The sequence below is a fragment of the Citrobacter sp. wls706 genome, from assembly GCF_005281305.1.
In the GTDB taxonomy this organism is placed as follows: Bacteria; Pseudomonadota; Gammaproteobacteria; order Enterobacterales; family Enterobacteriaceae; genus Citrobacter; species Citrobacter werkmanii.
The window spans coordinates 374,269-386,763 of the sequence record NZ_SZXG01000040.1 but is presented as its reverse complement, the minus strand read 5'-3'; the positions used below and the strand labels follow the sequence as shown (position 1 = coordinate 386,763).

General features: G+C 53.8%; 8 protein-coding genes and 1 pseudogene. 6 read left to right on the top strand and 3 right to left on the bottom strand.

Annotated elements, in window-relative coordinates:
- The first annotated feature begins 13 nt into the window (after window positions 1–13).
- From feoB to FDW92_RS21885, 3 genes and pseudogenes are all read left to right on the top strand, one after another.
- Window positions 14–2,332 carry a Fe(2+) transporter permease subunit FeoB gene (gene feoB / locus FDW92_RS21895; RefSeq protein WP_042311913.1) on the top strand — a complete coding sequence of 773 codons (2,319 nt, stop codon included), beginning with the start codon at window positions 14–16 and terminating at the stop codon, window positions 2,330–2,332.
- A gap of 11 nt (window positions 2,333–2,343) precedes the next feature.
- The gene (feoC, locus tag FDW92_RS21890; RefSeq protein ID WP_038634895.1) at window positions 2,344–2,580 is read left to right on the top strand and encodes a [Fe-S]-dependent transcriptional repressor FeoC; all 237 of its coding nucleotides are present in this window, start codon (window positions 2,344–2,346) and stop codon (window positions 2,578–2,580) included.
- A gap of 194 nt (window positions 2,581–2,774) precedes the next feature.
- Window positions 2,775–3,712, top strand: a pseudogene (locus FDW92_RS21885) (Rpn family recombination-promoting nuclease/putative transposase).
- Between the two features lie 43 nt (window positions 3,713–3,755).
- On the opposite strand, the gene bioH reads toward FDW92_RS21885, so the two are convergent.
- Entirely contained in the window at window positions 3,756–4,526 is a 771-nt protein-coding gene (bioH, locus tag FDW92_RS21880) for a pimeloyl-ACP methyl ester esterase BioH (protein WP_042311907.1), read from the bottom strand.
- Between the two features lie 37 nt (window positions 4,527–4,563).
- Here bioH and gntX point away from each other — a divergent pair, with 37 nt between their 5' ends.
- The 3 genes from gntX (at window position 4,564) to gntT (ending at window position 7,566) form a co-directional block, all read left to right on the top strand.
- Window positions 4,564–5,247, top strand: coding sequence for a DNA utilization protein GntX (gene gntX, locus FDW92_RS21875; RefSeq protein ID WP_042311904.1), 684 nt, complete (start codon window positions 4,564–4,566; stop codon window positions 5,245–5,247).
- A gap of 58 nt (window positions 5,248–5,305) precedes the next feature.
- A complete protein-coding gene (gene nfuA / locus FDW92_RS21870) occupies window positions 5,306–5,881 on the top strand; it encodes a Fe-S biogenesis protein NfuA (RefSeq protein WP_042311902.1) in 576 nt (191 codons plus the stop codon).
- A gap of 368 nt (window positions 5,882–6,249) precedes the next feature.
- The gene (gntT, locus tag FDW92_RS21865; protein ID WP_042311900.1) at window positions 6,250–7,566 is read left to right on the top strand and encodes a gluconate transporter; all 1,317 of its coding nucleotides are present in this window, start codon (window positions 6,250–6,252) and stop codon (window positions 7,564–7,566) included.
- A gap of 46 nt (window positions 7,567–7,612) precedes the next feature.
- On the opposite strand, the gene malQ is transcribed toward gntT, so the two are convergent.
- Window positions 7,613–9,700 carry a 4-alpha-glucanotransferase gene (gene malQ / locus FDW92_RS21860; RefSeq protein ID WP_042311898.1) on the bottom strand — a complete coding sequence of 696 codons (2,088 nt, stop codon included), beginning with the start codon at window positions 9,698–9,700 and terminating at the stop codon, window positions 7,613–7,615.
- Window positions 9,701–9,709: 9 nt separating this feature from the next.
- Entirely contained in the window at window positions 9,710–12,103 is a 2,394-nt protein-coding gene (malP, locus tag FDW92_RS21855) for a maltodextrin phosphorylase (protein WP_042311896.1), read from the bottom strand.
- Window positions 12,104–12,495 lie beyond the last annotated feature (392 nt).

Here is a 12,495-nt window from a genome sequence, read left to right as displayed (position 1 = left end):
TGAGTCTATAAAAATGAAAAAACTAACCATTGGTTTAATTGGTAATCCTAATTCCGGCAAGACAACCTTATTCAACCAGCTCACCGGCGCGCGTCAGCGTGTAGGCAACTGGGCTGGCGTTACCGTTGAACGTAAAGAAGGTCATTTCGCCACGACGGACCATCAGGTCACGCTGGTCGACTTACCCGGCACCTATTCACTGACGACAATCTCATCGCAGACCTCTCTTGATGAGCAAATCGCCTGCCACTACATTTTAAGCGGCGACGCGGATCTGTTGATCAACGTGGTCGATGCCTCAAACCTTGAGCGCAACCTCTACCTGACGTTGCAACTGCTTGAGCTGGGCATTCCCTGTATCGTCGCGCTGAACATGCTGGATATTGCTGAGAAACAGCAAATCCGTATCGATATCGACGCCCTCTCCGCCCGTCTTGGCTGCCCGGTGGTTCCGCTGGTCTCCACCCGCGCCCGCGGCATTGAAGCGTTGAAGCTGGCGATCGATCGCTACAAGGAAAACGACACCGTCGAACTGGTGCATTATGCCCAGCCGCTGCTGCAGGAAGCCGATTCCCTCGCTGACGCGATGGCCAAAGATATGCCGCTAAAACAGCGCCGCTGGCTGGGCCTGCAAATGCTGGAAGGCGATATCTACAGCCGTGCCTACGCCGGTGACGCCGCGCAAAACCTCGATGCCGCCATTGCGCGTCTGAGCGAAACAATGGACGATCCGGCGCTGCATATCGCCGATGCGCGTTACCAATGCATCGCCGCAATCTGCGATACCGTCAGTAATACCCTGACGGCAGAGCCGAGCCGTTTCACTACCGCGGTGGATAAAATTGTCCTCAACCGTTTCCTTGGGCTGCCAATTTTCCTGTTCGTGATGTACCTGATGTTCCTGCTCGCCATTAACATTGGCGGCGCGCTGCAGCCGTTATTCGATGTGGGTTCCGTGGCGCTATTTATTCATGGTATTCAATGGATTGGCTATACGCTGCACTTCCCGGACTGGCTGACCATCTTCCTGGCGCAAGGTCTTGGCGGCGGGATTAACACCGTGCTACCGTTGGTACCGCAAATCGGCATGATGTACCTGTTCCTCTCCTTCCTTGAAGACTCCGGTTACATGGCGCGCGCTGCGTTTGTGATGGACCGCCTGATGCAGGCGCTGGGACTGCCGGGCAAATCGTTTGTCCCGCTGATAGTCGGTTTTGGCTGCAACGTACCGTCGGTGATGGGTGCCCGTACGCTGGATGCCCCACGTGAACGTCTGATGACCATCATGATGGCGCCGTTTATGTCCTGCGGCGCACGTCTGGCGATTTTCGCCGTCTTTGCCGCGGCTTTCTTTGGTCAGAACGGCGCGCTGGCAGTCTTCTCGTTGTATGTACTGGGTATCATTATGGCGGTACTGACCGGTCTGATGCTCAAACACACCATCATGCGTGGCGAAGCAACACCGTTCGTGATGGAGCTTCCGGTGTACCATGTGCCGCACATCAAGAGCCTGATTATTCAGACCTGGCAACGCCTGAAAGGCTTCGTGCTGCGTGCCGGTAAAGTCATCATCATCGTCAGCATTTTCCTCAGCGCGTTTAACAGCTTCTCGCTGAGCGGAAAAATCGTCGACAACATCAACGACTCTGCTCTGGCCTCCGTTAGCCGCGTTATTACCCCAGTCTTTAAGCCGATTGGCGTTCACGAAGATAACTGGCAGGCAACCGTAGGTCTGTTTACCGGCGCGATGGCGAAAGAAGTGGTTGTCGGTACGCTGAACACGCTCTATACCGCAGAAAACATTCAGGAAGAAGAGTTCAATCCGGCAGATTTCCACCTCGGTGAAGAGCTGTTCAGTGCGGTGGATGAAACCTGGCAAAGCCTGAAAGATACCTTTAGCCTGAGCGTTCTGGCCAACCCTATCGAAGCCAGCAAAGGCGACGGCGAGATGGCTACAGGCGCAATGGGCGTGATGGGCGAGAAATTTGGCAGCGCCGCCGCCGCGTACAGCTACCTGATTTTCGTGCTGCTGTATGTCCCGTGCATTTCAGTGATGGGTGCTATCGCACGTGAATCAAGCCGTGGTTGGATGGGCTTCTCGATCCTGTGGGGCCTGAACATCGCCTATTCACTGTCGACGCTGTTTTATCAGACCGTCAGTTACAAAGAGCATCCGACTTACAGTCTGGTGTGCATCTTAGCCGTCATCCTGTTTAACATCGTATTGCTGGGTCTGCTGCGCCGTGCCCGCAGCCGGGTGGATCTCTCACTGCTGTCAACCAACAGAACGGCTAGCTCCTGCTGTTCCAGTACCACTGGCGATTGCCACTAAGGTCGTCAACAATGGCATCGCTTATTCAGGTTCGTGATTTACTGGCGCTGCGGGGGCGTATGGAGGCAAAGCAAATTAGCCACACGCTGCATACCCCGCAGCCAATGATTGACGCCATGCTGAATCAGTTAGAAAAGATGGGCAAAGCGGTGCGGATTCAGGAAGATGCCGATGGGTGTCTGTCCGGAAGCTGCAAGAGTTGCCCGGAAGGTAAAGCCTGCCTGCGCGAGTGGTGGGCTTTGCGCTAGTGTGCCGCTCCTGCCGGATTCAGCGTTTATGCTGATATCCGGCTTTTTGCGTAACGGCTCCCACAACGATTTCACTGTTTCAGCAAAACAGATCTATCCCTCTGCCTTCCGCGCAGAACTATCAACTCGTGGATGATTACTGTCGATCGGGCAAGTAGAGTCTCGTCATCTTATTTCCCAGGTGACGGTTCGCCATGAATACTGACACGACAGCTACGCCGCATGACGCGATTTTCAAAACGTTTTTGAACCACCCAGCGACCGCCCGCGATTTTCTGCAACTTCATCTACCCGACTCTTTACGTGCACTTTGCGATCTGAACACACTACAACTGGAATCGGGCAGCTTTATTGAGATGATTTGCGCGCGTACTATTCAGACGTGTTGTGGTCGCTGAAAACTCGTGAAGGCGATGGCTACATTTACACCATCATTGAACATCAGAGTACCGCGGATGCTCATATGGCATTTCGCCTCATGCGCTATGCCATTGCCGTAATGCAGAGGCATCTGGACGCGGGCCATAAGAAACTACTGTTGGTGATCCCCATACTTTTTTATCATGGTACCGTCAGCCCATATCCATATTCACTCTGCTGGCTGGACGAATTTGACAACCCGGAGGCAGCCAGACCACTTTATGCCACAGCATTTCCATTGGTCGATATCACCGTTGTGCCAGATGACGAGATCATGCAGCACCGCCGGATGGCGCTGCTGGAGCTCATCCAAAAACATATTCGTAAACGAGATTTGATGGGGTTAGTAGAAAAACTCGCCATCCTGCTTGTTAAAGGACACGCTAATGACAACCAGTTGAAAGCCCTGTTTAATTACCTGATGCAGGCCGGGGACACCGCGCGTTTTAGCGAATTTATTCACCAGGTCGCCGAACGTTTACCTCAACACAAGGAAAAGTTGATGACAATTGCCGAAAGATTACGTCAGGAAGGGCACCTTAATGGTCTTCAGGAAGGTCACAGGAAAGGGTTACGAGAGGGTTTGCAACAAGGCAAACGTGAGGAAGCTCTGCGCATTGCAACAACCATGCAGGCTGATGGCATAGACCCGCTGACTATCTGCAGAATCACCGGCCTGACTGCTGAGGATCTGGCTACGTTCAGCCATTAATTCCCAGCCCGGCAGCATGATTCTACCGGGCAAAACAGCGGATTTATAGCCGCTGTTTTAACGCCACCAGCGCTGAGCAGAACTCCGTTGGATGTGAGATAAACGGCGCATGCGCGGCTTTGGCAAACACCAACGACTCGCTCAGTGGCCACAGGGTATCCAGCATCGGGACGACTTTGCGCGGAACCAAACCATCAAGATAACCGTACATCCGCAGGAAAGGCTTATCCACCGAGCATAACGGCTCACGCAGATCGACTGTTTTCAGGATCTCCAGTCCGCCATTAAGCACCTCGACTTTCGGCATGGGTAAAGCCAGCACCGTTTTCTTCAGCGCCCGCGCATCCTGACGCGCGGTTTCCGTGCCCATCGTTTGCAATGCCAGAAAACGCTCCACTGTACGCTGAAAATCTTCGCTCAGTTGCTGCTGGAAACCTGCCAGCACTTCCGGCTTAATGCCCGGCCATTCATCGCGCGCGCTAAAGCAAGGTGAAGACGCGACGGTCACCAACGCCTGAACACGCTCAGGGTGCGTTAACGCCACCTGACTTGCGACCAGCCCGCCAAGACTCCAGCCGAGCCAGATAGCGTTCTCCGGCGCCTGTCTTAATACCCGTTCAGCCATCTCTTCCAGCGACATTGCGCCGAAACCCTGACTGCGACCAAATCCCGGCAAGTCGACAAGGTGCAGCGTAAAATGCGAGCTCAGTTCCTCACTTATGCAATGCCATACTTCCGCATTCAGTCCCCATCCGTGCAGCAGCACAAGATGGCAATTTCCCGAACCCTGGGTCTGCCACCAAATGTCATTCATCAGTTATTGTTCTCTTTTAGCCTGAAAGGATGCATCTATGCTAACAGTACCAGGATTGTGCTGGCTATGCCGAATGCCGTTGACGTTGGGGCACTGGGGGATCTGTTCGGTTTGCTCGCGGGCAACGCGTCAACCTCTCAGCCGATGTCCTCAATGCGGACTACCTGCCGCACATCCTTCGCTTCCCTGCGGCCGTTGCCTGCAAAAATCCCCGCCGTGGCAGCGTCTGATCGCCGTCAGCGACTATATTCCTCCGCTGAGCGGACTTATCCACCAGTTTAAGTTTTCACGCCGCAGCGAAATGGCCATTGCCCTTTCACGTTTACTGTTGCTGGAGGTATTACAGGCCCGGCGCGTCAGCGGTCTTCCTCTGCCGGACAGGATCGTTAGCGTCCCACTCTGGCAACGCCGACACTGGCGCAGAGGATTTAATCAGAGCGACTTACTATGTCGCCCTTTGGCGCACTGGCTTGGCTGCGACTGGGACAGGCAGGCCATCACACGGGTTCGGGCCACCGCTACACAACACCATCTCAGCGCCAGATTACGCAAACGTAACCTGAAAAATGCCTTTCGCCTTGAATTGCCAGTGCAGGGACTCCATATGGTTATTGTGGATGATGTCGTCACTACCGGAAGTACCGTCGCGGAAATCGCGCAGCTGCTTTTGCGCAACGGCGCGGCGACTGTCCAGGTATGGTGCCTGTGTCGAACCTTGTAGAGCCTCGATGATGGGCGTATTATAACCAAGTAAAATAGTCAACTATTAGGCCATTACTATGATCCATATTTCCGATGCTGCACAAGCGCACTTTGCCAAACTGCTGGCAAATCAGGAAGAAGGGACACAAATTCGCGTATTTGTGATTAATCCCGGCACGCCTAACGCTGAATGCGGCGTTTCTTATTGTCCGCCAGACGCCGTGGAAGCAACCGACACCGCCATTAAATTTGACCTGCTGACCGCATATGTTGATGAACTGAGCACACCGTATCTGGAAGATGCAGAAATCGATTTCGTTACCGACCAGTTAGGCTCCCAGCTGACGCTGAAAGCGCCAAACGCCAAAATGCGTAAAGTTGCCGATGATGCGCCGCTGATGGAACGCGTAGAGTACATGCTGCAATCGCAGATCAACCCACAGCTGGCAGGCCATGGCGGCCGCGTCTCTCTGATGGAGATCACCGATGAAGGCTACGCCATTCTGCAATTTGGCGGCGGCTGTAACGGCTGTTCAATGGTAGATGTAACGCTGAAAGAAGGTATCGAGAAACAGCTGCTGGCTGAATTCCCTGAACTGAAAGGCGTTCGCGATTTAACCGAACACCAGCGCGGTGAGCACTCTTACTACTAAGTCCTAAGCTGTAGAGTTGCCGTAGGCCCGATAAGACGCATCCGCGTCGCTATCGGGCATTGCTGCCGAATGGCAGCGTAACGGCCTACAACCCTGCATTTCTCTGCCTGTGCCCTGCAACAATCCCCTGCATAATTTGACCAGCCTCTCATAATTTAAATTTTGCCTGCCCAGGTGATTTTCAAGCGCTGCATGTTACCCGTATCATTCGTATCAGCACCTAACACACACATAATAGCCAGCTAAACTGATTAGTTTTGAAGGTAATCAGCATTGGTGCTGTAAATACTCTGTTCCCGGTCGGGACAATCGGAATTTGTCATCTAAACACTGACGTTACCCATAACAAAGTAAAGGCCAGGTAAATCATGCCATTAGTCATCGTTGCTATCGGTGTAATCTTGTTACTCCTCCTGATGATCCGTTTCAAAATGAACGGCTTCATCGCTCTCGTCCTGGTGGCGCTTGCTGTCGGATTGATGCAAGGGATGCCACTGGATAAAGTCATCGGTTCTATTAAAGCCGGCGTCGGCGGAACTCTTGGCAGCCTCGCCCTGATTATGGGTTTTGGCGCCATGCTGGGCAAAATGTTGGCGGACTGTGGCGGCGCACAGCGCATTGCCACCACGCTGATTGCTAAATTCGGTAAAAAACACATTCAGTGGGCGGTGGTATTAACCGGTTTCACCGTCGGTTTCGCCCTGTTCTATGAAGTCGGCTTCGTTCTGATGCTGCCGCTGGTGTTCACAATTGCCGCGGCGGCAAATATCCCTCTGCTGTACGTTGGTGTACCAATGGCTGCTGCGCTGTCCGTCACACACGGATTCCTGCCGCCGCACCCGGGTCCAACCGCTATTGCCACCATTTTCCACGCAGATATGGGTAAAACCCTGCTGTTTGGTACGATTCTGGCCATCCCGACCGTGATTCTCGCCGGTCCGGTGTACGCACGTTTCCTGAAAGGCATCGATAAGCCAATCCCGGAAGGTCTGTACAGCGCGAAAACCTTTACTGAAGAAGAGATGCCTGGCTTTGGCGTCAGCGTCTGGACCTCTCTGGTTCCGGTTATCCTGATGGCGATGCGCGCCGTCGCGGAGATGATTCTGCCAAAAGGTCATGCTTTCCTGACTGTTGCAGAATTCCTTGGCGACCCGGTCATGGCTACGCTTATCGCGGTGCTGATTGCGATGTTCACTTTTGGTCTGAACCGTGGACGTTCGATGGATCAGATTAACGACACGCTGGTGTCCTCAATCAAAATCATCGCGATGATGCTGTTGATCATCGGTGGTGGCGGTGCCTTCAAACAGGTTCTGGTTGATAGCGGCGTGGACAAATACATCGCTTCAATGATGCACGGTTCAAGTGTTTCCCCGCTGCTGATGGCATGGTCTATCGCTGCGGTACTGCGTATCGCGCTGGGTTCCGCGACCGTTGCTGCGATTACTGCAGGTGGGATCGTGGCGCCGCTGATTGCGACGACCGGCGTAAGCCCTGAGCTGATGGTTATTGCAGTCGGTTCCGGTTCCGTCATTTTCTCCCACGTGAACGATCCAGGCTTCTGGCTGTTCAAGGAGTATTTCAACCTGACCATCGGTGAGACCATCAAGTCATGGTCAATGCTGGAAACCATTATCTCAGTCTGCGGTCTGGTGGGTTGTCTGCTACTGGGTATGGTGGTTTAACCCCTACATATCCCAGACAAAAAAGCCGGGGAAATCCCCGGCTTTTTTACTTCTTCTTCGCAGCGGCTTTGCGGCGCTTATCCAAATCCTTAATCAGCTTGTTCACCCCGTCATCGGCAAACATCTGCTCCAACGTGACGGTGAGCTTACGCCGCCAGTTTTTGTACTGGTCGCTGGTCCCCGGGATATTGACCGGATCCGCCATTCCTAACCAGTCCTCCGGTTGCAGGCCCAGCAGCGCACTATTGCTGTCAGCGATGTAGCGTTGCATGCCACGATTAAGAATCGGCGTCATCGACATCAATGAGGCCTTGTGACCCGCACGTTTTGGCAGACAACCATATTTGTGCAGCGCGTCCAGCAGCCCCTGTTTGGCCAGTTCTCTGTCCTGATACAAGCCACGCAGTACGACTTCGTCCGGATAGAGCCCCAACGCTTTACCCAGCGTCAGATCGCCGCTATCCCAATAACCTTTAAGCGTAGGAAGGTCATGCGTCGCCGCGACTGCCATTGATTGTTCCGGATACGCTTTCGGCGCACGGAAGTTTTTCTCATGGTCATTCTCAAAATAAAGCACTTTGTAGGAGTACACGCCGCTATCGCGCAGCTTGCTGACGATCTCCACCGGCACCGTACCCAAATCTTCACCAATCACCATGCAGTGATGACGTTTACTTTCCAGCGCCAGAATTGAAAGCAGGTCGTCGACCGGATAATGCACGTAGGCACCGTGATCGGCCGTTTCACCGTAAGGGATCCACCACAGACGCAGCATCGACATAACATGGTCGATACGCAGCGCACCGCAGTTCTGCATATTGGCGCGCAGCAGTTCGATAAACGGTTCGTAAGCGCGTGCCGTGATGATGTGCGGATCCATCGGTGGCAACCCCCAGTTTTGCCCCAGCGGACCGAGAATATCCGGCGGCGCGCCAACCGAGGCTTTCAGGCAGTACAGCTCGCGGTCGCACCAGGTTTCCGCCCCGCCTTCAGCCACGCCAACCGCCAGGTCGCGATACAGCCCGACAGGCATCGCAAAGCCCTGGCTGGTTTTCCAGCAGTCAGCGAACTGGGTATACGCCAGCCACTGCAACCACAGGTAGAAGTCCACGTCATCACGATGATCTGTGCAGAACTGTTTCACCTCTGGCGAGTCCACCGACTGGAATGCCTCTGGCCATACCGGCCAGCCCCAGCGCAAGGCGTCTTCTTTCACCTGATGCGCATGCAGGGCGTCAAAGGCCGCCTGCCAGTACAGGCTATCCCCTTCCTGAGCCACAAACTGGCGAAATGCCGCCATCTGCTCATCATCGCGCGCAGAGAAGCTTTTCCACGCCATACGTAGCGCGGTCATTTTTAAGGCAGTAACGGTAGAGTAATCAACCCATACGGCGTCGCGCGCGCGTTGCAGGGCTTGCTGAGTCGCCGGCTTCTGCCACCAGGCCTGCGCCTCTTTGCTGTGGTGGAAATCGTCTACTGCGTTGACATCAATATAAATAATATTCAGCCAGCGACGTGAGGACGGACTGTACGGGCTGGCGCTTTCCGGGTTCGCCGGATACAGCGCATGAATCGGATTCAAACCAATAAACGCGCCGCCACGCTGTGCCACATCCACCAACATGGCACGGAGATCGCCAAAGTCGCCAATCCCCCAGTTTTTTTCTGAACGTAGGGTGTAAAGCTGAACGCATGCCCCCCACAGCTTCTGCCCGGCCAACAACGCCTGCGGTTCATAACAGCGTTTCGGCGCCACGATGATGCGGCAATGGGCACGCAACTCCCCCTGAGTCAGGGTAAACGTGTGATACCCCTCCGGCAGCTTCGCCGGAAGGTTGAAAGATTTACCGCCGACGGCATGCCCTTTGTGCTGCACACCCTCTTCGGTAGTTAGCAGCCAGTTAAACTCTCCACTTCCCTCAACCGCCAACGGCATTTTTTTACCCGCGGTATAAACCATGACGTTCGGCACCGGGGTCACCGCCACCTTCGTGGCGGCGGTGGTGCGATGCATGGCGTCAAGCAAACGCCGCTTGGTTTCGGCGCCAATAGACTGCGGTTTACCGTGGGCATTAATGTAATTAGGGCTGATCCCCGCCGCCAGCGCGGCATTATCCAGACGTTTGCTTTCCATCGCGATTCCTTAACGTTTCGCCTGCCAGATACGAGCCTGATAATCGCGAATAGAGCGATCTGAACTGAACATGCCGCAACGCGCGGTATTCAGAATCGCCGCACGGGTCCAGGCTTCCTGGTCACGGTACAACACGTCAACCTGCTTCTGGGCTTCAACGTAGGCCGCGAAGTCCGCCATGACCAGATACGGATCACCGCCTTGCTTGCCAATACTGTGCAGCATCTGGTCAAAGGCATGTTTATCGCCGTCGCTGTATTTCCCGCTTTCCAACTCTTTCAGAACAGCATCCAGCACCTTATCTTTCTTACGCCATTTCACCGGGTCATAGCCTTTCGCTTTCAGCGCTTTCACCTCTTCCACGGTATGACCAAAGATAAAGATATTCTCGTCACCCACCTTCTCGGCGATTTCGACGTTGGCACCATCCAGCGTACCAACAGTTAACGCGCCGTTCAGCGCCAGTTTCATATTACCGGTGCCGGAAGCTTCTTTCCCGGCGGTTGAGATCTGCTCAGAGATATCCGCCGCCGGAATCAGCATTTCCGCCGCCGAGACACAATAATCCGGCAGGAAGACAACTTTCAGCTTGTCGCCAACTTTCGGGTCGTTATTGATGGTTTCCGCCACCTTGTTGATAGCGAAGATAATATTTTTCGCCAGGTAGTAACCCGGAGCGGCTTTTGCGCCAAACAGGAATACGCGCGGCACGCGTTCCGCCTGCGGGTTTTCACGAATTTCTTTATACAGCGCCAGAATATGCAGCAAGTTCAGATGCTGACGCTTGTACTCATGCAGGCGTTTGATCTGAATATCAAAGATTGCCTGCGGATTGATTTCGATACCAGTCCGTACCTTCACAAACTCTGCCAGGCGCTTTTTATTCGCCAGCTTAATGTCACGATAAGTCTGACGGAACTTCGCGTCGTCGGCGTATTTTTCCAGGTTAATCAACTGGTCGAGATCGTTGGCCCACTCTTTTTTCAGCGATTTATCCAGCAGTGCGGCAAGCGCCGGGTTGCACTGCTTAATCCAGCGACGCGGAGTAATCCCGTTGGTGACGTTATGAAATTTGTTCGGCCAGAGCTGGTGATATTCCGGGAATAGATCTTTCACCACCAGATCAGAGTGCAGCGCCGCCACGCCGTTAACCGCAAAACCGCTGACCACACACATATTGGCCATACGTACCTGTTTATTATGCACCACCGCCAGTTTCGCCCACACTTCAGCATTACCCGGCCAGGTTTTATCGACCAGTTTCTTAAAGCGGTCATTAATCTCTTTGATGATTTGCATGTGGCGCGGCAGTAGCGCTTTCACCAACTTCTCATCCCAGCACTCTAACGCTTCCGGCATCAGGGTATGGTTGGTGTAAGCGAAGGTTTTGCTGGTAATGGCCCACGCATCGTCCCAGCTCATCTGGTGCTCATCAATCAGCACACGCAACAGCTCAGGGATCGCGATAGTCGGGTGAGTATCATTAAGCTGAATCACTTCGTAATCAGCCAGTTCGTGCAGCTTACGCCCGGCCAGATGATGACGACGCAAAATGTCGGCTACGGAGCAGGCGCACTGGAAGTACTGCTGCATCAGGCGCAGCTTTTTACCCGCGGTGTGGTTATCGTTCGGGTACAGCACTTTGGTCAGTTTTTCGGCGTCGATGCCCTGCTGCTCAGCACGCAGGAAATCGCCGTCATTAAATTTGGTCAGGTTAAACGGATGCGCGTGGCTGGCCTGCCACAGACGCAGCGGTTGCGCCACGCCGTTACGGTAGCCGAGAACCGGCAGATCCCAGGCCTGGCCGGTGATGGTAAACCCAGGCTCCCAACGTCCCTCTTTGGTGACTTTACCGCCAATGCCGACCTGCACGTCCAACGCCTCGTTGTGACGGAACCACGGGTAGCTACCGCGATGCCAGTCATCCGGGGCTTCCATCTGCTGACCGTCGGCAAAAGACTGGCGGAACAGGCCGTACTGGTAGTTGAGACCATAGCCCGTCGCCGACTGGCCGACCGTCGCCATCGAATCAAGGAAGCAGGCCGCCAGGCGCCCCAACCCACCGTTACCTAACGCCGGATCGATCTCTTCTTCCAGCAGATCGGTCAGGTTGATGTCGTGCGCTTTCAGCTCATCGCTCACCCCCTGATACCAGCCCAGATTGAGTAAGTTGTTGCCGGTCAGACGACCAATCAAAAACTCCATCGAGATGTAGTTAACATGGCGCTGATTTTTTGCCGGTTTCACCGCTGGCTGGGCGCTGAGTAACTCAGCCAACGCCCCACTCACTGCCTGCCACCACTGGCGCGACGTCATTTCGTGAGCCGACAGTAAACCGAAATGCTGCCACTGACGCGTCAGGGCTGCCTGAAATTGATCTTTGTTGAAGGTTGGCTGTGACATAGGGATTCCAGGTCCTTAGGTAATAAAACAACGTTATCGCTAGTTTGCCAGGCTCGTTGTTGACCTTCCTCATCCTGGCACGGATTAGGGAGGGAGGAGGGGCGGGGATGAGCATAAAAGTGTGATCGCCGCCACTTAAAGAAGAGAGGCATTGCCGGTCAATACGTAGGTTTCCCCCGCATCCCCCTGAAATGCATCACGGTTTTCGCATTAACCTAAAGAGATTAGCCAGACAATATCAAACAGTAAGATGATATTTAGAAAAAATATGTAAACAGAGAAATAGTTTCTCACCTGAAATACGCATTCTGCTTGAGTTATTTCACATGAAAGTTTTAAGTCGAGCACAAAACTCATCGTCTTTTTATTAAACGATACAGTAACAACATAAA